Origin of the sequence: Microlunatus sp. Gsoil 973 (assembly GCF_009707365.1) — a bacterium.
GTDB lineage: Bacteria > Actinomycetota > Actinomycetes > Propionibacteriales > Propionibacteriaceae > Microlunatus.
This window is the reverse complement of sequence record NZ_CP046122.1, coordinates 2,028,557-2,050,409: the sequence shown is the minus strand read 5'-3', so window position 1 is coordinate 2,050,409 and position 21,853 is coordinate 2,028,557. Positions and strand designations below refer to the sequence as shown.

At 65.8% G+C, this 21,853-nt stretch carries 17 protein-coding genes; 11 read left to right on the top strand and 6 right to left on the bottom strand.

The genetic code is table 11. From position 1 onward, the window contains the following. Nucleotides 1-189: 189 nt before the first annotated feature. The 10 genes from GJV80_RS09565 (at nt 190) to GJV80_RS09520 (ending at nt 14,382) form a co-directional block, all read left to right on the top strand. The gene (locus GJV80_RS09565) at nt 190-3,126 is read left to right on the top strand and encodes a vitamin B12-dependent ribonucleotide reductase (RefSeq protein ID WP_154687704.1); all 2,937 of its coding nucleotides are present in this window, start codon (nt 190-192) and stop codon (nt 3,124-3,126) included. Between the two features lie 191 nt (nt 3,127-3,317). Beyond that, nucleotides 3,318-4,289, top strand: coding sequence for a type IV toxin-antitoxin system AbiEi family antitoxin domain-containing protein (locus GJV80_RS09560; RefSeq protein WP_154687703.1), 972 nt, complete (start codon nt 3,318-3,320; stop codon nt 4,287-4,289). Nucleotides 4,290-4,883: 594 nt separating this feature from the next. After that, nucleotides 4,884-6,368 carry an ABC transporter family substrate-binding protein gene (locus GJV80_RS09555; RefSeq protein ID WP_154687702.1) on the top strand — a complete coding sequence of 495 codons (1,485 nt, stop codon included), beginning with the start codon at nt 4,884-4,886 and terminating at the stop codon, nt 6,366-6,368. Nucleotides 6,369-6,452: 84 nt separating this feature from the next. Beyond that, entirely contained in the window at nt 6,453-7,466 is a 1,014-nt protein-coding gene (locus tag GJV80_RS09550; protein ID WP_154687701.1) for an ABC transporter permease, read from the top strand. Between the two features lies 1 nt (nt 7,467). Beyond that, on the top strand, nt 7,468-8,394 hold the full coding sequence (locus GJV80_RS09545) for an ABC transporter permease (protein WP_154687700.1): 927 nt from the start codon (nt 7,468-7,470) through the stop codon (nt 8,392-8,394). Nucleotides 8,395-8,397: 3 nt separating this feature from the next. Then, the gene (locus tag GJV80_RS09540; RefSeq protein ID WP_230208303.1) at nt 8,398-9,576 is read left to right on the top strand and encodes an ABC transporter ATP-binding protein; all 1,179 of its coding nucleotides are present in this window, start codon (nt 8,398-8,400) and stop codon (nt 9,574-9,576) included. Continuing rightward, nucleotides 9,573-10,598, top strand: coding sequence for an ABC transporter ATP-binding protein (locus tag GJV80_RS09535; protein WP_154687699.1), 1,026 nt, complete (start codon nt 9,573-9,575; stop codon nt 10,596-10,598). Before GJV80_RS09540 ends, GJV80_RS09535 begins: the two co-directional genes overlap by 4 nt. 30 nt (nt 10,599-10,628) lie before the next feature. Next, on the top strand, nt 10,629-11,129 hold the full coding sequence (locus tag GJV80_RS09530) for a Fur family transcriptional regulator (RefSeq protein ID WP_154690157.1): 501 nt from the start codon (nt 10,629-10,631) through the stop codon (nt 11,127-11,129). Then, entirely contained in the window at nt 11,122-13,275 is a 2,154-nt protein-coding gene (gene katG / locus GJV80_RS09525; protein WP_154687698.1) for a catalase/peroxidase HPI, read from the top strand. The genes GJV80_RS09530 and katG overlap by 8 nt, the downstream gene beginning before the upstream one ends. A gap of 105 nt (nt 13,276-13,380) precedes the next feature. After that, nucleotides 13,381-14,382 carry a zinc-binding dehydrogenase gene (locus tag GJV80_RS09520; protein ID WP_154687697.1) on the top strand — a complete coding sequence of 334 codons (1,002 nt, stop codon included), beginning with the start codon at nt 13,381-13,383 and terminating at the stop codon, nt 14,380-14,382. 18 nt (nt 14,383-14,400) lie between these two features. Here the strand turns inward: GJV80_RS09520 and GJV80_RS09515 are convergent, their stop codons facing one another. Beyond that, nucleotides 14,401-15,948: an NAD(P)/FAD-dependent oxidoreductase gene (locus tag GJV80_RS09515; RefSeq protein ID WP_154687696.1), complete on the bottom strand. Its 1,548-nt coding sequence runs from the start codon at nt 15,946-15,948 to the stop codon at nt 14,401-14,403. Next, on the bottom strand, nt 15,912-16,973 hold the full coding sequence (locus GJV80_RS09510; protein ID WP_230208302.1) for an AraC family transcriptional regulator: 1,062 nt from the start codon (nt 16,971-16,973) through the stop codon (nt 15,912-15,914). The genes GJV80_RS09515 and GJV80_RS09510 overlap by 37 nt, the downstream gene beginning before the upstream one ends. A gap of 115 nt (nt 16,974-17,088) precedes the next feature. On the opposite strand from GJV80_RS09510, the gene GJV80_RS09505 reads away from it, so the two are divergent. Next, entirely contained in the window at nt 17,089-17,886 is a 798-nt protein-coding gene (locus GJV80_RS09505) for a phytanoyl-CoA dioxygenase family protein (protein WP_230208301.1), read from the top strand. A gap of 24 nt (nt 17,887-17,910) precedes the next feature. Here the strand turns inward: GJV80_RS09505 and GJV80_RS09500 are convergent, their stop codons facing one another. The 4 genes from GJV80_RS09500 to GJV80_RS09485 are packed head-to-tail and all read right to left on the bottom strand — an operon-like array spanning nt 17,911 to nt 21,752. Next, on the bottom strand, nt 17,911-18,924 hold the full coding sequence (locus tag GJV80_RS09500; protein WP_195909268.1) for an ABC transporter ATP-binding protein: 1,014 nt from the start codon (nt 18,922-18,924) through the stop codon (nt 17,911-17,913). After that, nucleotides 18,921-19,967 carry an ABC transporter ATP-binding protein gene (locus tag GJV80_RS09495; protein WP_154687694.1) on the bottom strand — a complete coding sequence of 349 codons (1,047 nt, stop codon included), beginning with the start codon at nt 19,965-19,967 and terminating at the stop codon, nt 18,921-18,923. The genes GJV80_RS09500 and GJV80_RS09495 overlap by 4 nt, the downstream gene beginning before the upstream one ends. Beyond that, nucleotides 19,967-20,818 carry an ABC transporter permease gene (locus tag GJV80_RS09490; RefSeq protein ID WP_154690154.1) on the bottom strand — a complete coding sequence of 284 codons (852 nt, stop codon included), beginning with the start codon at nt 20,816-20,818 and terminating at the stop codon, nt 19,967-19,969. Before GJV80_RS09490 ends, GJV80_RS09495 begins: the two co-directional genes overlap by 1 nt. A gap of 10 nt (nt 20,819-20,828) precedes the next feature. Beyond that, a complete protein-coding gene (locus GJV80_RS09485) occupies nt 20,829-21,752 on the bottom strand; it encodes an ABC transporter permease (RefSeq protein ID WP_154687693.1) in 924 nt (307 codons plus the stop codon). Nucleotides 21,753-21,853: the final 101 nt, after the last annotated feature.

Below are 21,853 nucleotides of genomic sequence, written 5' to 3'. Positions count from 1 at the left end.
GCCCCGCACTTGGGGAAGGGTGCGCGGCCCGTTCCGGCCACCAGTCATCGACAGGGATGGGCGATGAGCAGTTCTCCCCGACGGAATCCCCGAAGCAGCTCTCCCCAGAAGTTTCCCGACACGTTCTCCCAGACGAGATCCCCAGACCAGACCTTCCAGACAAGCGACATCGAGAGGCAGGCAGGAGCAATGTCCGAAACGACCCGATCGGACCGGAAGACGGAGGCCGCGACCAGAGCACAGGTCAAGGCCGCCTCATCCAAGCCCGGGCTGACCATCCAGCGCGTCTTCACCACCGAAGACGTGCACCCCTATGACGAGGTCACCTGGGAGACGCGGGACGTCGTCCAGACCAACTGGAGGACCGGTGAGACGGTCTTCGAGCAGAAGGGGACCGAGTTCCCCGACTTCTGGAGCGTCAATGCCTCGACGATCGTCACCACCAAGTACTTCCGCGGTGCGGTGGGCACCGATGCCCGCGAGTGGAGCCTGAAGCAGTTGATCAACCGGGTGGTGGGCAAGTACCGCCAGTCCGGGGAGGAGAACGGCTACTTCGCCACTCCGGCCGACGCCGAGACCTTCGAGGCCGAGCTGACCTGGATGTTGCTGCACCAGTACTTCAGCTTCAACTCCCCGGTCTGGTTCAACGTCGGCACCAACGCTCCGCAGCAGGTCAGCGCCTGTTTCATCCTGTCGGTCGACGACTCGATGGACTCGATCCTGAACTGGTACAAGGAAGAGGGCTTCATCTTCAAGGGCGGCTCCGGCGCCGGCCTGAATCTCTCCCGCATCCGTTCGTCCAAGGAACTGCTCAGCTCCGGCGGCACCGCATCGGGTCCGGTGTCGTTCATGCGCGGCGCAGACGCCTCGGCAGGAACGATCAAGTCCGGGGGAGCCACCCGGCGTGCCGCCAAGATGGTCGTGCTCGATGTCGATCACCCCGACATCGAGGAGTTCATCGAGACCAAGGCGCGCGAGGAGGACAAGATCCGCGCGCTCCGCGACGCCGGCTTCGACATGGATCTCGGCGGCAAGGACATCGCCTCGGTCCAGTACCAGAACGCGAACAACTCCGTCCGGGTGTCCGAGGAGTTCATGCGGGCGGTGGAGGAGGGCGGCCAGTTCGGGCTCAAGGCGCGGATGGACGGCCGGGTGATCGAGACCGTCGATGCCCGGACCCTGTTCGGCAAGATCGCCCAGGCCGCCTGGGAGTGCGCCGATCCCGGATTGCAGTACGACGACACGATCAACGACTGGCACACCAACCCCGAGTCCGGACGGATCACCGGATCCAACCCGTGCTCGGAGTACATGAGCCTTGACAACAGCTCCTGCAACCTGGCCAGCCTCAACCTGCTCAAGTTCCTGCGGGACGACGACACCTTCGACGCGCCGCTGTTCGCCAAGGCCGTCGAGTTGATCATCACCGCGATGGACATCTCGATCTGCTTCGCCGACTTCCCGACGGAGAAGATCACCCAGACCACCCGGGACTACCGCCAGCTGGGCATCGGGTACGCCAACCTCGGCGCGCTGCTGATGGCCACCGGCCACGGCTACGACTCCGACGGCGGGCGGGCGGTTGCTGCGGCGATCACGTCGCTGATGACCGGCGTTGCCTACCGCCGTTCGGCCGAACTGGCCGGCGTTGTCGGCCCGTATTCCGGCTACGCCCGCAACGCCACGGCTCACAAGCGGGTGATGCGCAAACACCAGGCGGCCAACGACGACCTGCGGACGCTGTCCGCCTTCGACAGCGACATCCACAAGCTGGCCACCGAGGAATGGTCGAAGGTGATCAGCATCGGTGAGCAGAAAGGATTCCGCAATGCGCAGGCCTCGCTGCTGGCGCCGACCGGGACCATCGGCTTCATGATGGACTGCGACACCACCGGCATCGAGCCGGACTTCTCGCTGGTCAAGTTCAAGAAATTGGTCGGCGGCGGCTCCATGCAGATCGTCAACCAGACGATCCCGCGGGCGCTGAAGAAGCTCGGGTACACCACCGAGACCAGCGAGGCCATCGTCGAGTACATCGCCGAGAACGGTCACGTGATCGACGCACCCGGGCTGAAGCCGGAGCACTACGAGGTCTTCGACTGCGCGATGGGCACCCGTGCGATCAAGCCGATGGGCCACGTACGGATGATGGCTGCCACTCAGCCGTTCCTGTCCGGCGCCATCTCCAAGACAGTGAACCTGCCGGAGTCGGCGACGGTTGAGGAGATCGCCGAGGTGTACCTGGAGGGCTGGAAGCTCGGGCTGAAGGCGCTGGCCGTCTACCGAGACAACTGCAAGGTCGGCCAGCCGCTCAGCGACGGCAAGAAGAAGGCCGAGGCCAAGGCCGACGAGACCCCGGCCGAGACGGTCAAGATCATCGAGAAGCCGGTGCGGAAGCGGCTGCCGAAGTCGCGGCAGAGCCGTACCACCTCCTTCTCCGTGGGTGGTGCCGAGGGCTACATGATCTCCGGCGCCCACGAGGACGGTGAGCTCGGCGAGGTGTTCCTCAAGCTCGGCAAGCAGGGTTCGACGCTGGCCGGTGTGATGGACGCCTTCTCGATCGCGGTCTCGGTCGCCCTGCAGTACGGCGTTCCGCTGCAGACCTACGTCGAGAAGTTCACCAACATGAAGTTCGAACCGGCGGGCCTGACCGACGACCCCGACGTTCGGATGTCGCAGTCGATCATGGATTACGTGTTCCGTCGGTTGGCGCTGGACTACCTGAGCTTCGACGAGCGGGCCGAGCTCGGCATCTACACCGCGGCCGAGCGCGCCCGCCAGGTCGAGACGGGGTCCTACCTGCCGCCGGAGCCGGAGGAGGATGACGCCAGCGAGGCCGACGCGCTGAAGGCCGAGGCGAAGCTGGCGGATTCGGCAGAGGCCGCCAAGGTCGAGGTTCCGAAGACCGCGGCCCCGAAGACCGCGGCTCCCAAGGCTGAGGCACCCAAGGCTGAGGCACCCAAGGCTGAGGCACCCAGGGCGGCGCACACCACCGCCGAGTTGATGGAGTCGATCTCCGGGATGAGCGTCGACGCACCGCTCTGCTTCACCTGCGGTACGAAGATGCGGCCGAGCGGCAGCTGTTACGTCTGCGAGGGCTGCGGCTCCACCAGCGGCTGCAGCTGATCAGCCTCCCAAGCAGGCCCCGGGCGAACTGCCCGGGGCCTGTTCGTTTTCAGCTGGCTCGGATTTCTGGATGGGAATTTGCGGCGACTATGCAGCAGCTTCCAATCCCTTGAGACTGATTCAGAAAGTTCTGTCCACAGGCCCGTCGTCGGCCTGAACAATTCGGGTGCAAAAGGTTCCATCGTTCGGGTGTGAGGGAACGCGTCGAACCGTCCGATCAGCTGCTGGCCATCGCCGCCGCGCACGCGGGCGTGATCACCGCCAAACAGGCGGAGGCGTACGGCGTCAGTCGGCATGTCCAACGGCGGCTGGTGACCAGCGGACAGTGGCAGCGCCTCGCCAGCGGGATCATGCTCAGTCACTCAGCCCGTCCCGAGTGGGACGCGTGGGCCTGGGCCGGACTGCTCAGGGCTGGAGACGAAGCCCGGCTCGCGGGCCGGGCAGCGGCCTACCTCGAGGGCATGATCACCGATCCGCCGGAGCGGGTCGACATCCTGCACCCCCATGGCCTGCGCCGGCCGCCGACCGAGCACTGGAGGTTTCACCAGGAGCGCGAGAGCGTCGGCCGCCTGTCGTCGATCGGCAGCCTGCGCCGGACCAAGATCGACGACACCGTACTCGACCTTGCCGGTACGGATCTCGGTGGCGCGAACCAGGATCCGCTGCACTGGGTGAGTCTGGCGATCCAGCAGCGGCTGACCACACCGGAGCGCCTGATGACGGCCTTGCGACGACGCGAACGCCTGGCCAACCGGCAGGAGCTGCTGGAGATCCTGGCCTGTGCCGAGGACGGAGTCGAGTCGCCGCTGGAATACCACTACCTCCACGACGTCGAACTGGCCCACGGGCTTCCGACAGGCATCCGGCAGGCTGCGGCGCGGATGGCGGGCCGGAGTGTGCGCCATGACGTCTACTACCGCGCCTACCGAGTGCTCGTCGAACTCGACGGGCAGGTCGGCCACACCGGCGAGGACCGTTTCCGCGACTTTCGGCGGGACAACGCGGCGCTGGTCCTCGGCGATGTGACCCTGCGTTACGGCTTCTACGACGTGCGACGAAACAGCTGCGCGGTCGCCCGCCAGGTCGCCATGGTGCTCACCGCCCGCGGCTGGCAGGACGTCCTGACCTGCTGTCCCCGGTGCCCATCCGATGATTCTGGATAGCAATCTGCGGTGAGTTCGCAGCAGTTTCCTATCCGGTCGAGGAGACCGCGCCGATCGGGGATGTGAGTCAGCTGGATCGTGCTCATCGCGGTCTCCACAATGAGCTGGCCGGTCTTCTGAAACGATCTTCTGAATCTTTCGGGTACGGCCTGATCGCTCATTGATGTAACGCATCGGTTTCGGACGGTGCCGCAGCCCGATACCGGTGCTAGGGTCCCTCGACAAGCGGCGGTTGTGTGAGCCGCGTCGCAATGGTGCGTGTCGAAAGAGGGGTTATGGCTAGCAAGAAATGGTTGAGCAGTTTGGTCGCGGGTGCTGCCGCGATCATCACGCTCTCCGCGTGCGCCGGAGCCGGCCAGCCGGGTGGCAACACCAACGGCGGCGGTAACGGGGGGAACGGTGGCACCACCGGGGAATCCGTCGGTCTGTCGGGGTGCAAGGACGATCCGGCCGCCTGCAACAGTGGGAAGACCAAGCCGGGCGGCAAGATCACCTACCTGGTCAACCAGGGCCATGACGGTGTCTTCATGGACCTGACCGCTCTGGGCAACTCGGTGTACCTCAACCAGATGCTGCAGGGCGTCTACACCCCCCGTGGGCATCTTCGATCCGACCGGCAAATGGCACTACAACGACGACTTGTTCGCCAAGGAGCCCGAGCTGGTCAGCAAGGATCCGATGAAGGTCAAGTACGAGATCCGACCCGAGGCGGTCTGGAGCGACGGCAAACCGATCAACATCGATGACGTCCAGTTCATGCAGAAGTTGATGAGCGGCAAGGCGACCGATTGCAAGGGCTGCCAGCCGGCCGACACCAGTTTCTTCGATACGACCGCAAGCATCGAAGCCGACGACGCCGACGGCAAGAACATCACCATCACCTACGACAAGGGGTTCAAGCATCCGGAATGGTTCGCCCGGGCCCTGTTCGAGCTGCCGGCTCACATCGCCGACAACCAGGGATTCGACTGGAAGAACAAGCCGGCCGATGTCAAGAAGGCCTCGGACTACTTCCTGAAGAACGCGCCGAAGGTGTCGTCGGGTCCGTACGTGGTGGAGAAGTGGACGGTCGACGAGACCCAGGTGCTGAAGCCGAACCCCAAGTGGTACGGCAAGACCAAGCCGTCCCTGGACCAGGTCATCAAGCAGGTTGTTCCGGACCAGCCGTCGTGGGTCCCGGCCACCGAGAACGGTGAGCTGAACGGCGGCGCGCCGTCCTCCTTCACCCCGGAGTTGCAGCAGCAGTTCGACGAGATCGACGGCGTGTCGACCTCGGTCTCGGGCAGCTACTCGTGGGATCACGTCGACTTCAACATGGACTCGGTCAAGGACCTGGCGCTGCGCAAGGCGATCTTCACCGCGATCGACAACGAGGACGCCCGCAAGCGGATCTGGGGCGATCTGGACGAGTTGCCGCCGATGCGGACCGATCTGTACCTGCCGCAATCCAGCCCGTACGCCGAAGATCATCTGTCCGACACCGGCTACGGTACGGGCGATGTGGAGAAGGCTCGCCAGATTCTCAAGGACGCCGGCTACACCGGCTTCGAGTCCGGCGGCCAGTTGAAGGACAAGAACGGCAAGGCGGTGCCGACGCTGCGGTTCGCGTTCCTGTCCGGGAACACCAACCGGGACACCTACACCCAGCTGACCCAGTCCTACCTCAAGGAGATCGGGATCAAGGTCAAGCCGGAAGCCACGCCTCCCGACCAGTTGGGCACGGTGCTCAGCAACGCCGACTACGACCTGGTGATCTTCGGCTGGAGCGGCAGCCCGCTGTTCGCCAATGCCGGGTTCCAGTTCTACAACTCCAAGAGTGAGAGCAACTTCGGCAATCTGAACGACCCGAAGATCGACAAGCTCACCCAGGAAGCGCGCAACCAGATCAGCCTGGACGATTCCGCCAAGGTCGTGCAGCAGATCGTCGACGGGGTGTTCGCCGACGCGTACATCCTGCCGTTGTGGGACACGCCGAACTTCATGTGGGTCAGTGACGACTACGTCAACATGCGGGACAACGGTGCCGACGCAGGTCGTACCTACTACAACTCCCAGGAGTGGGGCTCCCGCGCCGAATGACGCAGGGGTCACAACTCCCTGGGTTCACGCGTGTGTGCCCATGATGCCCACTTGTTCGGATCCCCGACACTGTGAAGGACGCCCGTGCTCGTCTTCATCGTGCGTCGGCTGGCAGCATCGATCCTGGTGCTGCTGGCCGCGACCTTCCTGACCTTCCTGCTGGTCGATCTCACCGGTGATCCGTTGCAGATGCTTCGGCTCCAGACGCCACCACCGTCGCCGGAGACCATCGAGACGGCGCGTCATGCGCTCTATCTGGATCGATCGGTTCCGGAACGCTACTGGCTGTGGCTGACCGGCATCGGCGACACCAACGGCGATATCGGTCTGCTGCGCGGGAAGTGGGGTCCGTCATTGGCCGGGGCGGAGATCGGCCCGGAGCTGGGTGAGCGGTTCTTCGTCACCCTGCGGCTGGTGATCGCCGCACTGCTGATCTCGTTCGCAGCTGCGGTGATCACCGGCGTGGTGAGTGCGGTCAGGCAGTATCGGATGATCGATCACGTGCTCACCCTGATCGCCTTCATCGGCCTGGCGATGCCGAGCTTCTGGATCGCCTCGCTGGTCAAGGAGAGCGGCACCTGGGTCAACGACCGGGTCGGCTCGACTGTGCTGTTCACCTTCGGTGCGGCATCACCGAACATCGAAGAGATGAGTCCGATCTACCAGTTCAACGACATCGTGGCGCATCTGGTGTTACCGACGCTGGCCCTGGTGTTCCACGGCTACGCATCGATCTCCCGGTTCCAGCGCGCGTCGATGCTCGAGGTGCTCAACGCCGACTACGTCCGGCTGGCCCGCGCCAAGGGGTTGCGGAACCGGGTGGTGATGCGTCGGCACGCGCTGCGCACCGCGCTGATCCCGATCGTCACCCTAGGAGCGCTCGCCACCGCAGGGGCGTTGGCCGGGGCCGTGATCACCGAGACGGTGTTCCGATGGCGCGGCCTGGGAACCTTCCTGGTCGAGGCCGTCAACGACAAGGACGTCTACGCGGTGATGGCCGTCGTACTGCTGACCGGGATGATCCTGATCGTCTTCAACCTGATCGCTGATCTGTTGTACGGCGTCCTCGATCCGCGGATCCGGATGGGGTCGCGCTGAGATGACTGAGCTGAAAACCCGCGACCTCGCCGCCGTCCAGCGCCGTTCCGCGGCCGAAAGGATCACCACCAAACGCCGTTCGCAAGGCCGGATGATCATCACCCGGTTCCTGCGACACCGGATGGCGGTCTTCGGGATGGTGCTCTTCCTGCTGATCGTGATCCTGGCCTTCCTCGGCCCGACCGTGTGGCGCTGGGACTACTTCATCCATCGCGAGATTCCCAGCAGCGCACCGCCCAGCTGGGACCACCCGTTCGGTACGACCCGGGCCGGGCAGGACTACCTGGCCCAGGTGATGCGCGGCACCCAGCAGTCGATCAAGGTCGGCCTGGTTACCGCCGTCCTCTCTGCGGTAATCGGCGGATTCCTCGGCGCGATGGCCGGTCTGTACGGCGGTGCCGTGGACAACGTGATCATGAGGTTCGTCGACCTGCTGTTCGTGATCCCGTCGCTGGTCATCCTGATCGTTGTCGCCGGCTTCCTCGGTGCGTCGACCTGGTGGCAGACGGCGTTGATCCTCGGCGCCTTCGCCTGGCTGAACACCGCCCGGGTGGTTCGCGGCGTCGTGCTGTCGCTTCGCGAACAGGAATTCATCGAAGCGGCCCGCGGGATGGGCGCCTCCAACACCAGGATCATCCTGCGCCACCTGATCCCCAACAGCATGAATGTGATGATCGTCGACTTCACCCTGGTGATCGCGGTAGCCATCCTGGCCGAGGCGTCGCTGTCCTTCCTCGGTCTGGGGATCCAGCCGCCGGACGTGTCACTCGGCTTCCTGATCAACCAATCACGCACCTCGGTCTGGACCAGACCGTGGCTGTTCTACACCCCAGGAGTGGTGATCATCCTGATTGTGCTGGCGATCAACTTCATCGGTGACGGACTGCGGGATGCGCTGGATCCGCGGCAGTCGCAGCTCAGGCGGTGACCGGTGACCGTCGAAGAAGCCGATGTGATCGCCGACGACGCCGGCGCCCGGATGCGCGCACGCCCCGGCGACGTCGTCTTGGAACTGAACAATCTCAGCGTCAGCTTTCCGACCGATGACGGGCTGGTGCAGGCCGTTCGCGGCGTGAGCTATCGGGTGGCCGCGGGCGAAGCCCTGGGCATCGTCGGCGAGTCCGGCTCGGGCAAATCGGTGAGTTCCCTGGCGGTGATGGGCCTGTTGCCCGCCAACGCGCGGATCAACGGTTCGGCGAAGATCCTCGGCAAGGAGGTCCTCGGCCTCTCCGATGCCGCGATCAGCAGGATCCGCGGTAACAACGTGGCGATGATCTTCCAGGATCCGCTGACCAGTCTGAATCCGGTCTACACCGTCGGCTTCCAGCTGTCCGAGGCGATCCGGGCCCACAACGCGGTGTCGAGGGAGGCTGCCCGGCAACGAGCGATCGATCTGCTCGATGTGGTGGGTATTCCGAACCCGCGGCAGCGGGCCGACAGCTATCCGCACGAGTTGTCCGGCGGCATGCGGCAACGCGTGGTGATCGCGATCGCGATGGCCAATGATCCCGACGTGATCATCGCCGACGAGCCGACGACCGCGTTGGACGTGACGGTGCAGGCGCAGGTTCTGGAGGCACTCGAAGCGGCCCGGCAGGAGACCGGCGCGGCGATGGTGTTGATCACTCATGATCTTGGAGTGATCGCCGGCCACGTCGACCGGGTCGCGGTGATGTACGCCGGGAAGATGGTGGAGACCGGGACCACCGAGGACATCTTCTACACACCGCGGATGCCGTACACGCTGGGCCTGCTGGGCAGTCTGCCGCGGCTGGACGAATCCAGTCACCACCGGCTCACGCCGATCCTCGGTACGCCGCCTTCCCTGGTCAACCTGCCGTCGGGCTGTCCGTTCGAGCCGCGCTGCCCGATCGGCCAGGATGTGTGCCGGGAGGTCGAGCCGGCCCTGGAACGGCTGGACCCGACATCCGGCCCGAACGGTCATTCCGCGGCCTGCCATTTCCGTGATCAACTGGACGGTGCCAAACCGACCGATCTGTTCAAGCCGACCGCCGTCGACCCGGAAGTGGCGATCGGCGACGTACCGGACGCCGTACCGGAGGAGATCCAGACCGACGTGCTCACCAGCCATCCAGAGGTCGGGCCGTGACCGCGGCAACAGTCGATCGTGCCGACACGCCGACTGCGCCGGTGCTGTCGGCCCGACACCTGGTCAAACACTTTCCGGTGCGGTCCAAGGGCGTGATCCGCCGCGCGATCGGCGAGGTGCACGCGGTGTGTGACGTCTCGCTGGACATCGGGCAGCAGGAGACCGTCGGACTGGTGGGGGAGTCGGGTTGTGGCAAGTCGACGACTGCGCGTCTGCTGGTCAATCTGCTCGCACCCACCTCCGGCGAGGTGCACTATGCCGGTGAGAATCTGCCGGCGTTGTCTCCGGCGCGGATGCGGCCGTTGCGGCGTGATCTCCAGCTGGTCTTCCAGGACCCCTTCGCGTCACTGGATCCGAGGATGTCGATCTCGGCACTGATCGCCGAGCCGCTGCAGATCCACGGCCGCTGGCGCAGCGGCGGACAGGATCGGGTCGCCGAACTGCTGGAGACCGTCGGCCTGAATCCCGAACACGGAAACCGTTACCCGCATGAGTTCTCCGGCGGTCAACGGCAGCGGATCGGCATCGCCCGGGCCTTGGCGTTGAATCCCAAGGTGCTGGTGCTCGACGAGCCGGTGTCCGCACTCGACGTGTCCATCCAGGCCGGTGTGGTCAACCTGCTGGAGGATCTGCAGGAGGAATTCGATCTTTCCTATCTGTTCGTCTCCCATGATCTTTCCGTCGTCCGGCACATCGCCGACCGCGTTGTGGTGATGTATCTGGGCAAGGTCGTCGAGGAGGCGGCGACCGAGCAGTTGTTCTCCGCCGCCGCACATCCCTACACCCAGGCGCTGATGTCGGCCGTACCGCTGCCGGATCCGATCAAGGAGCGCCAGCGGCAGCGGATCGTGCTGTCCGGGGACGTGCCCAGCCCGGTCGCGCCCCCGTCCGGGTGCCGCTTCCGCACGCGCTGCTGGAAGGCCCAGGAGATCTGTGCACAGGAGGAACCCGCACTGATCGACCGCGGCCAGGGGCACCCGGTCGCCTGCCACTTCGCCGAGGTCAGGCCCAACGTAGTCTGAACCATTCATATTCTTGACTTGTTCAAGAAAATGAACCAGACTGCCGGTGTGTTCCGGCAGTTCGAGCAGCAGTTGCGGGGTGTGTCGCTTCGCGTCACCCAGCCGCGGCTCGCCGTGCTGACGGCCGTCGACGCCAACCCGCACGCCGACACCGATTCGATCATCACCGCAGTGCGTCGGCGACTTCCCGGTGTTTCGCACCAGGCGGTCTACGACTCCTTGCACGTGCTGACCGAAGCGGCGCTGTTGCGCAAGATCCAACCGGCCGGACTGGTGGCCCGTTACGAGTCGCGGGTCGGGGACAACCACCACCATGTGGTCTGCCGGTCGTGCCGCCGGATCGACGATGTCGACTGTGCGGTCGGCGCCGCTCCGTGCATGACGCCGTCGGACGGTCACGGCTACGCCATCGACGAGACCGAGGTCATCCACTGGGGTGTGTGCCCCGAGTGCGTGGCAGCACAGGATTCGAGAACAACCGACAGCCAACCGCTCAGGAAAGCGAAGCAAAGGAAGGATCGACATGTCTGAGACCGCCGACGCGACGTCCGCCGGCACCTGCCCGGTCGCACAGGGAAAGCACCCGACCCGAGGAGACGCCAACAGCGAATGGTGGCCGAACCGGCTCAACCTGAAGATCCTGGCGAAGAACAATTCCGCGCGCGATCCGATGGGGCCGGAGTTCAACTACCGGGACGCCTTCAACTCTCTTGATCTTGACGCGGTGAAGGCCGATCTTGCCGCGGTGATGACCGACTCGAAGCCGTGGTGGCCCGCAGATTTCGGCCATTACGGCGGTTTGATGATCAGGATGGCCTGGCACTCCGCGGGCACCTACCGCAGCCATGACGGCCGCGGCGGCGGCGGCGCGGGTCAGCAGCGGTTCGCTCCGTTGAACTCCTGGCCGGACAACGTTTCGCTGGACAAGGCCCGGCGGTTGTTGTGGCCGGTGAAGAAGAAGTACGGCAACAAGATCTCCTGGGCAGACCTGTTGATCTTGGCCGGCAATGTCGCGCTGGAGACGATGGGCCTCAAGCCGTACGGCTTCGGGGGCGGCCGACCCGACACCTGGGAGCCCGAGGACGACGTCTATTGGGGTCCGGAGAACGTCTGGCTCGACGACAAGCGGTACAAGGGCGAGAGGGAACTCGACGCGCCGCTGGCGGCCGTCCAGATGGGGCTGATCTACGTCAATCCCGAAGGGCCGAACGGCAACCCCGATCCGGTCAAGGCCGCGATCGACATCCGGGAGACCTTCCGCCGGATGGGGATGAACGACGAGGAGACCGTGGCATTGATCGCCGGCGGTCACACCTTCGGCAAGACTCACGGCGCGCACCCCGATGACAAGATCGGCCCGGCCCCCGAGGCGGCGCCGATCGAGGAGCAGGGCCTGGGCTGGCGCAACGGTTACGGCACCGGCGTCGGCGTCGACACCGTGACCAGCGGACTCGAGGTGACCTGGTCCCAGACCCCGGTGCAGTGGAGCAACCACTTCTTCGAGAACTTGTTCAAGTTCGAATGGGAGCTCACCAGGAGCCCGGCCGGCGCACACCAGTTCGTCGCCAAGGATGCCGAGCCGGACATCCCGGCTCCGGACGAGGGCGGTCCGAAGCGGCTGCCGACGATGCTGGTCACCGATCTGGCGCTGCGCTACGACCCGATCTACGAGCGGATCTCCCGGCACTTCCTCGAGCACCCGGAGGAGTTCGCCGACGCCTTTGCCAAGAGCTGGTTCAAGCTGACCCATCGGGACATGGGGCCGAAGGCGCGCTACCTCGGGCCGGAGGTGCCGGCCGAGGACCTGGTCTGGCAGGACCCGCTGCCGGCACAGACCGGGGCCACCGACGAGGGATCGATCGCGAAGGCGCGGCAGGCCATCGCCGAGTCCGGGCTGTCCGTTGCACAGATGGTGTCAACGGCGTGGAAGTCGGCCTCGACCTTCCGCGGCTCGGACAAGCGGGGTGGCGCGAACGGCGGCCGGATCCGGCTCGAGCCGCAGATCTCCTGGAAGGTGAACCAGCCTGAGGAGCTGAAGCCGGTGATCACCAAGCTGGCGGACGTCGCCACGGTCTCCGGCCTGTCGTTCGCCGACGTCGTCGTCCTCGCCGGGAACATCGGCGTCGAACAGGCGGCGAAGGCGGGCGGCTTCGAGATCAACGTGCCGTTCACCCCGGGCCGGGTGGACGCCACGCAGGAGCAGACCAGTGAGGAGAACTTCGCCTGGTTGGAGCCGGTCGCCGACGGATTCCGCAACTACGACAGCGGTTTCCTGGATCTGCCGACCGAGTTCCTGCTGATCGACCGGGCCAATCTGCTGCGGCTGACCACTCCGGAGATGACCGTGCTGATCGGCGGCCTGAGGGTGCTCGGCAACAACTGGGACGGCTCGGAGCTGGGCGTGTTCACCGATCGGCCCGGCGCGTTGACCAATGACTTCTTCGTCAACCTGCTGGAGCCCGACATCTCCTGGACGCCGTCGTCGGACGAGCAGACCTTCACCTCAGCCGACGGCCGGTGGAAGGGCGGCCGCGCCGATCTGATCTTCGGCTCGAACTCCGAATTGCGGGCGCTGGCCGAGGTCTACGCCGGCGACGACGCCAAGGAGAAGTTCGTCAACGACTTCGCCGCGGCATGGGCCAAGGTGATGGAGCTGGATCGGTTCGATCTGCTCTGATCATCTGATGCTTCGCTGACCGGTGATCGGCAGGGTCAGGGTGTCGCCACCGCAGAATGCTGGTGGCGGCACCCTGTCACGTTTCCCGGCCGAAGGAGTTCGAAGATGCTCGCTGCCCGCCTCAATGTCGTCGATCGCCGGCTGATCATCGACGACGTGCCGACTCCCGTACCGGGTCCTGGACAGGTGCGGATCGCGGTCCGGGCTTCCGGGGTGTGTCTGTCCGACGTGCACCTGGTGCAGGGGCTGCTGACGCCGGTCCATCTGGACGGCGACGTGGTGACCCTGGGGCACGAGGTCGCCGGGATCGTCGACGCACTCGGGCCGGGCAGTGACGGCTGGACCGAGGGCCGGCGGGTGATCGTGCAGGCCGGTCGGTGGGTCGGTGGCCGGGTGCTCACCATGGGAGCCGACTTCGACGGCGGTTGGGCGGAGTTCCTACTGGCCGGTGTCGAGTCCCTGGTCCCGATCCCGGACGACCTGCCCTTCGAACAGGCCGCGATCATTCCCGATGCCGTGTCGACTCCGTGGGCGGCGATCACCACCACCGGGCGGGTCAGGCCGGGTGAGGCGGCGGGTGTCTGGGGGGTCGGCGGGCTGGGTAGCCATGCCGTCCGGGTGCTGCGGATGATCGGTGCTGCACCGGTGGTCGCGGTCGATCCACATCCCGCGGCGCGGGAGCGCGCCGTTGCCTTCGGTGCGGACGTCGCGCTGGATTCGGCCGATGACGTGTTGCCGGAGCGGATCCGGGAGATCACCGGCGGGCGGGGCCTGGCGGCGGCGTTCGACTTCGCCGGTGTCGGAGCCGTCCGGGAACAGGCGATCAGGTGTCTGGGCACGGGTGGTCGGCTGGTCCTGGTCGGGCTGACCCCGGAACCGATGATGATCGACAATCCGACCCTGCTCAGTTTCATGGGCCAACAGGTCCGTGGCCACTACGGTTCGGGTGTCGATGATCTTGGTGTGCTGGTCGAGCTGGTGCGGCACGGCCGGCTGGAGTTGAGCAGGTCGATCTCCGACGTTCTGCCGCTCGATCAGGCGGCCGTGGCCGTCGACCGGCTGGAACGCAAGGAGGGTGACCCGATCCGGCTGGTGCTCAGGCCCTGATTCGTGCAATCCGTGTCGTCACCGTGCACTTTCGCCGTTCAGATCCGGTGTTCTGGGCTCGTGGAGCTGGTTCGCCCGGACCGGACGCCAGGAATACTCACCGAGCTGGTCGACGTCGGCGTCGTACGGCTCGAAATGCATGTCGCGGCGCGGATCGGCGAACCTCATCCGCAGGGCATCGACGAAATAGTTCTGCGGGTAGAACCACGGTGGCTCCGAGCCCTGCACCGGGAGGCTTGCCCGGCGGATGTAGCCCGAGGCCAGTGGCAGCAGTGGCGACGGCCGGAGATCGGCCGGCCGGACCGGGTAGCCGAAGGCCAGGTCGTGTCGTCGCAGATACCGCAGGAAGCGGCAGACGTACCGGCTGGCGAGATCAGCGCGGAGCGTCCAGGAGGCGTTCACGTATCCGACGGCTATCGCGAAGTTGGGTACGCCGTCGAACATCAGGCCGCGGTAGACGGCCCGATCCTCCGGATCGACGGGTCGCCCGTCGACACTCAGGCCGATCCTGTCCAGCAACTGCATCCGTAATCCGGTCGCGGTGATGATCACGTCGGCCGGCACCAGCTCGCCCGAGGCCAGCCGGATCCCGTCGGCATCGACCCGATCGATCCGGCCGGTGGCAACCGACACGTCGCCGCGTTGGACGGCCTTGATCAGATCACCGTCGGGTGTTACGCATAGCCGCTGGTCCCAGGGGTTGTAGCTGGGTTGGAAGTGCCGGGCGGTGTAGTCGGGACCCAGCCGCCGGGCGATCGGGCCGGTGAGCATCTGCCGCGCGGCCTCCGGCCTCCGCCGGGTGAGCCGGTAGAATGTCTGTCCGAGTGCGAGGTGGCGGAGCCGGTTGATGTGGTGGGCCAGCCGGGCCGGCAGCCGTCGCTGGAGTCGTTCGGCGGTCGCGTCGTGTCGTGGCTGAGAGATGATCCAGGACGGGGAGCGCTGCACCATGGTCACGTGCGCGGCGGTGCGCGCCAGCGCCGGGACCAGGGTGATCGCGGTGGCACCCGATCCGATCACCGCCACCCGCCGGCCGGTGAGATCGAGATCATCAGGCCAGTGCTGCGGATGCACGATCGGCCCGGTGAAGTCTCTTGCGCCCGGGAACTCGGGCGCGTGACCGGCGGCGTAGTCGTAGTAGCCCGAGCAGGCGTAGAGGAACTTGCAGGTCCAGGTCTGGGTGCCGGCGGCGGACACTGTTGTCACCGTCCACTGCCGGTCTGTGCTGGACCAGTCGGCGGTGGTCACCCGATGGCCGAAGCGGATCCGGCGGTCGATGCCGCATTCGGCGGCGATCTCTTCCAGATAGTTGCGGATGTCGGCGCCTTCGGCAAGGGACTGTGTGCCGGGCCAGGGTTTGAAGGGATAGCTGAAGGTGAAGATATCCGAGTCGGACCTGATGCCGGGATAACGGAACAGGTCCCAGGTACCGCCGATCCTGTCGCGCGCCTCGACGATCGCGTAGCCGTGGTCCGGACACTCCTGCTGCAGCCGGTACGCCGCGCCGATGCCGCTGATGCCGGCGCCGATGATCAGGACATCCACGTGCTCGTCGGCCGTTGCGGGCATGGACCCAGTCTGCCAGCGCCCCTCCCACCCCGCCGAGGGGTCACATATCCCCCTGATTTGTGCGGCGTGTCGGCGGCTTCCGGGGCCGCCGACTCGGTTTCGGGTGCTCTGACGGCCGGTTCGATGCCGGCGCCGCGAGCGCGCGCCCGGTCCCGGTACGCGGTTGGGGTCAGGCCGGTCAACTGCCGGAATCGTCGCGCGAAGTAGGTGGGGTCGGGCCAGCCTACGAGGGCACCGATCCTGGCCGCCGGGTCGGCGGTGTGGGTGAGGAGGCGGGCGGCCCGCTCGACCCGGATCCGGGCCAGGTAGGTCATCGGAGAGACGCCGAGGTGGCGCCGAAACAGGCGTCCCAGGTAGTCCGGATCGAGAGCAGCGAGGTCGGCGAGCTCCTCGACCCGCCAGGGGCGCTCCGGCCCGGCAGCCATCAGCGCGGCGACCTCCCGGATAACCCCGGGGGTCTCCGGCCAGCCGGGTGGGGCGGCGGCCTGTCCATCGGCTGCTCCCGCCGGCCTGGCGTCGGGGAGAGCGTCGACCAGCAGCCCGAGCGTGATCAACAACTGGCCGATCAGACCCAGGCCCGCTCCGGAGACTGCCCCCAGCTTGCGGATCGCCGATACACCGGCCGCTGCGGCGTCTGCCCGGAGACGTACGGCGTAATTGCCCTGTCGTCCCGCCAGCACCGGCCCGGTCCACAACAGCTGACGGAGCACCGGATCCGAATACAGGAAGGACAACCGTCCGTCCAGCGCCTGCGCCGACAGGCAGCAGTTCGCCACTTCAAGATCAACGCAGTCAACGAATCCGTGCCAGGCTCCGGGGCGGAGCACGAGCAGGTCTCCGGGCACCAGCGGCTGCTCGCCACGGACGTTGAGATGACGGCCGGTGCCGTGTCCGATCAGCGCGATCTCGATGAAGTCGTGGCCGTGCACCTCGGCGTCACCGTCGAGATACCAGACGCCGGCCAGCACCGGGCGATCGGCGAACATCTCCGACTCCCGGTACAGCGACCGACCTGGGGCTGCCACGGTGCAAGACTAGCCACCCAGTCGGCGGCTGATCGACCGGGCCGACGACGGAATCGTCCGATCGACGATCGGGATCGTCCTAGTGCCAGGACCGGCGATCGATAACAGTGATGCCATGACCGTATCGCACTCGACCATGATCAACGACGATCTTGTCCGTGACGTCGATGATGACGGAAACATCCCAGAGGATCTGATCACCACCTATACCCGGGACGGCGTGGTCCGGGTCCGCGGCATGCTGCGCCCGGACGAGGTCGGGGAGTTCCTCGCCGCCGAGCGAGACTTCCATCAACGCCACAAGGCGGACAGCCTGGACAAGGCCGGAACTTTCACCCAGCTGGTCAACGTATGGCGGCAGGACGACAGACTCGCCCAACTGACCCTGCACCCGCGCATCGCCACCGTGGCCGAGCAGCTGGCCGGCATGCCGCTGCGGATCTGGCACGACCACATGCTGGTCAAGGAACCCCACAACAACAAGCCGACCTTCTTCCATCAGGACCGGCCCTACTGGCCACACACCAACGACAGACACTCCTTGTCCTGCTGGATCGCGCTGGTCGACGTCCCACCCGAACGCGGTTGCATGAGCTTTCTCCCGGGCACCCAACACCTGACCGGACTGCGGCCGCAGAACCTGGCCGAAGAGGAAGATCTTTTCGGACTGGCGCCGGAGCTGCGCTGGTTGCCGCGGATCACCTATCCGCTGCGGGCCGGTGACGTCACCTTCCACACCAGCTACACCGGCCACATGGCTCTGGACAACCGCACCGATGAGGCCCGGTACGCCCACATCACGGTCTACATGGACGCCGAGACCCGGTTCAACGGCAACCCGCATGTGGTCACCAATCCGCTCGGCCTGGCGCCGAACGATCGGCTGGACGGCGAGACGTTCCCGGAGGTCTGACGGGATCGGTCCCGCCCGCCGGCGTCAGACGCGGGTGTCGACCGGAACCACCCCGGACAGTTGCGGGACACGCTCGGGGAACAAGCAGGCAGCGTGGTGCCCGGGAGCGACCTCCACCATCGGTGGCCGGGTCTTCCGGCACGCGTCCTCGACGAACGGGCAGCGGTTGGCGAAGATGCAACCGGTCTCGGCCGGCGGCTGGTCGGCACGCTCGTCGATCTCAGCAGCCGCGATCTCGCTGCGTCGGCGGCGCGCCGTCCGCGGATCCGGTATCGGGATCGCCTCCAGCAGCACGTAACTGTACGGATGCCGCGGCTGCTGGATGACCTGCTCGGCCGGTCCTTCCTCGACAACGACACCGAAGAACATGACGATGATCCTGCCGCCGCGGGCGATGTAGCGGACCACGCCGAAGTCGTGGCTGATGAACACGTAGGACAGCCCCCGCTCCTCGCGCAGGGACAGCAGCAGGTCGAGGACCGCAACGCGGATCGAGACGTCCAACATGCTCGTCGGTTCGTCGGCGACCACGAGTTCCGGTCGCAGGCTCACCGCCCTGGCGACCGCGAGCCGCTGCCGTTGCCCACCGGAGAGCTGGTGCGGGAACCGCCGCAGGAACGCCTCATCCGCATCAAGACCGACCAGGTCGAGCAGCCGGAGGATCTCGGCCTGCACTTCACGCCGCGGAACGATCTTGTGGCGCAGCAATCCCGGGCGGAGGGTCTCCCGGACGCTCAAACCCGGATTCAACGACGCGTACGGATCCTGCTGGACGATCTGCACCGCACGCCGGTAGTGGTTCCAGTCACCACGGCTCAGCTCCCAGATGTCCCTGTCCTGGAAGAGCACCCGGCCTTCCGTCGGCTTGAGCAGTCCGGTGATCATCCGGCCGAGAGTGGTCTTACCGCAACCCGACTCACCGACGATCGCGGTGACCGAATCTGCCTCGACCTCCAGCGAGACCTCGTTCAGCGCGGGCAGCACGGCCGTACTTGTCGGGTAGTGGTGCATCAGTTGATCAACCCGCAACAGCGTCATCGGGGTGCTCCTTGTGTCGTCAGCTGCGCATTCACCACATGACAGGCGATCCCATGACCTGCCGCGTCGGCCAGCAGCGGCGGATCGATCTCCCGGCAGATCGGTTCGGCCAATCCACATCGCGGGGCGAAGCGGCAGCCCGTCGGAAGTTCGGCAAGGCTCGGTACGCGACCCGGGATGGGCTTGATCAAGGACGTGTCCGCAGTGACACTGGGCACGGCCCGGATCAATGCGTTGACATAGGGATGGCGACGCTCGTCGTAGAAGATCTCGTCGATCGTGCCGGTCTCCACCAGCCGTCCGGCGTACATCACCGCGACCCGGTTGGCCAGCTCGGCCACCAGGGCAAGATCGTGGGTGATGAAGATGATCGTCACACCCAGCTTGTCGTGCAGGTCGTCGAGGATGTCGATCACCAGCCGCTGGTTGAGAATGTCCAGCGCAGTGGTCGGTTCGTCGAGCACCAACACCGACGGCCGCAGCAGCAGTGCCAGCGCGATGGCCACCCGCTGCTTCATGCCACCCGAAAGCCTGCTCTCATAGCCGTTCCAGACGGTCGCCGGGTCGAGCCGGACCAGGCGGAGCAGGTATTCGAAGTACTCCCGGCCCTCCCTGCGATTGGGGAAGCTCTCCGGATGCGCCTCGAGCACGTGCTCCACCTGGGTGCCGATGGTGATCACCGGATTGAACGCGTTCATCGCCGCCTGGAACACCATCGACACCTCGGCGGCCCGCAGTTGGTCGAGTTCCCGGCGATCCATGGTGGTCAGATTCCTGCCCCGGTAGCGGATCTGGCCGGTCGCGACCACCCCCGGTGGTGGCACCATGCCGAGCAGGGAGTAGGCCAGGGTGGACTTGCCGCAGCCGGACTCACCGGCCAGCGCGTAGATGTCACCCTCGCGGACGGTCAGGCTGACCGTGTCGACGGCGCGGAGCCTACCGAAGTCGACACTGACCTCGTCCACCTCGAGGATCGTCGGAGCGGCCTGACGGGTACCGCCGCTGGCGTCGGCGTGCAGCGCGGTGACCGGATGCATACTCATCACTGAACCCTCAATCGCGGATTGAACAACTTGTCCAGAGCCCGGGAAAAATACACCAGAGCCACCTGCAGCAGCACGATCGCCGCCATCGGGGCGAACAGGTAGAGCATGCTTCTGCTGGTGTAGAGCGCGCCCTGGTTCATCGCCAGGTTGATCATGATCCCCCAGTTGGTGCCGCTGACCGGCGCCACGCCGAGGACGAAGAGGCCGACCTGGGCGTAGATGGCGCCGGTGACCGCCAACAGGAAGCTGATGGCGACGTACGGCCCGACGTTGGGCAACAACTGCCGTCCGATCAGATTCGACAGCGGCAGGTTCTGCACCTTGGCGGCATCGATGAAGTCTGAGGTGCGCAGGCTCAACGCCTGGGCGCGGACCGCCCGGGCCAGCCCGGCCCACGCGGTGACCGAAAGGATGATCGCCAGCACGAACGGGTTCGTGGTGTGGATGATGCTGGCGATCACGATGATCAGCGGCAGACCGGGGATGGTCAGGAAGATGTCGGTGATCCGCATGATCAGTCCGTCGAGGAACCCGCCGACATAGCCGCTGAACAGGCCGACGACAACGCCGACGAAGATCACGATCACCGCCGAGACAACACCGACGATCATCACCGGGCGGGTGCCGATGATGATCTCGGACAACGTGTCGTTGCCGAGGAAGTCGGTGCCGAGCGGATGGTGCAGAGACGGACCGAGATAGGCCTGGCCGCCCGACGGGAGGTCCGAGACGTGGGCGAAGAAGTGTCCGAAGATCGCCACCAGGACGTACACCAGAATGACGGCGCCACCGACCAGTGCCGGCTTGTCCTCGCGGAGGATCCGCCAGAAGTCCTTGAGAAACTCCATTGTCGGCCTCCTAGGCGTTCATCGCTTCGGCGCCGGGCAGTTCGGCCTGCGGCGGCGGAGTCGTCAGCCGCGCCTTCCGACTGGCCGGTTTCAGGATCCGCGGGTCGACGACCGGGTAGATCAGGTCGACCACGAAATTGGAGACGACGACGGCGACGGTGATCAGGATGAAGCAGCCCATCATCAGCGAATAGTCGCGTGAGTTGACAGCCGAGATCAGCCGGAACCCCAGGCCAGGGTAGGAGAAGTACGTCTCGATGAACACCGAGCCGCCGAACATGTAACCGACCGAGACGGCGAGATTGGTGATCATCGGCAGCATCGCGTTCCGGCCGATGTAGGTCTGCGTGACGCGCCGGCCGCCCAGGCCGCGGGCCTCCGCGGCCCGGACGTAGTCCGCACCGAGCACCGTCGTGACGCTGCCCTTCATCGCCAGCGACCAGGCGCCGAAGGAGACGATCACGTACGCCGCCATGGGCAACGCCGCGTGGTAGAGCACGCTGCCGATGAACGGCGGATTGAGCCCCGGCACCGTGTTGTTGGAATAGGCGCCGGTGATCGGGAAGAAGTGGTTCAGGTCGGCCAGCAGGTAGATCAGCACGATCGCGATCAAGTAGTTCGGCACGGCCGACAGGAAGGACACGACGCCGGTCATGACCTTGGAGAACGTAGTGTCCGGGTAGGCGGCCAGGATCGTTCCGATCACCAGTCCGATGACGAAGCTGATGATCAGTGACACGCCGACCAGGATGACCGTCCAGGGCAGGGCACTGGCGATGATGCTCAGCACGCCCTGCCCCGGATTCAGCATCGAGTCTCCGAAGTCACCGCGGAAGACGTTGCCGACGTAGGTCAGATACTGCTTCCACAGCGGACCGCTCGGCATGACGCCGTAGATGGCCTCCACCTGTTGTCGGATCTGGTCCGGACTCACCCCACCCCTGCTGCTGGAGTTGGGCTTCCAGATATTGCATCGGGTTTCCCGGCATCAGCCGGACCATGTAGAACGAGATCGTCACCACCACGTAGATCGTG

What these genes read in the sequence shown, in the direction of transcription:
- GJV80_RS09515 (WP_154687696.1), bottom strand. Translation starts at nt 15,948, where the DNA reads ATGCCCGCAACGGCCGACGAGCACGTGGATGTCCTGATCATCGGCGCC.
- GJV80_RS09545 (WP_154687700.1), top strand. Translation starts at nt 7,468, where the DNA reads ATGACTGAGCTGAAAACCCGCGACCTCGCCGCCGTCCAGCGCCGTTCC.
- GJV80_RS09520 (WP_154687697.1), top strand. Translation starts at nt 13,381, where the DNA reads ATGCTCGCTGCCCGCCTCAATGTCGTCGATCGCCGGCTGATCATCGAC.
- GJV80_RS09500 (WP_195909268.1), bottom strand. Translation starts at nt 18,924, where the DNA reads ATGACGCTGTTGCGGGTTGATCAACTGATGCACCACTACCCGACAAGT.
- katG (WP_154687698.1), top strand. Translation starts at nt 11,122, where the DNA reads ATGTCTGAGACCGCCGACGCGACGTCCGCCGGCACCTGCCCGGTCGCA.
- GJV80_RS09495 (WP_154687694.1), bottom strand. Translation starts at nt 19,967, where the DNA reads ATGAGTATGCATCCGGTCACCGCGCTGCACGCCGACGCCAGCGGCGGT.
- GJV80_RS09565 (WP_154687704.1), top strand. Translation starts at nt 190, where the DNA reads ATGTCCGAAACGACCCGATCGGACCGGAAGACGGAGGCCGCGACCAGA.
- GJV80_RS09505 (WP_230208301.1), top strand. Translation starts at nt 17,089, where the DNA reads ATGACCGTATCGCACTCGACCATGATCAACGACGATCTTGTCCGTGAC.
- GJV80_RS09490 (WP_154690154.1), bottom strand. Translation starts at nt 20,818, where the DNA reads ATGGAGTTTCTCAAGGACTTCTGGCGGATCCTCCGCGAGGACAAGCCG.
- GJV80_RS09530 (WP_154690157.1), top strand. Translation starts at nt 10,629, where the DNA reads ATGAACCAGACTGCCGGTGTGTTCCGGCAGTTCGAGCAGCAGTTGCGG.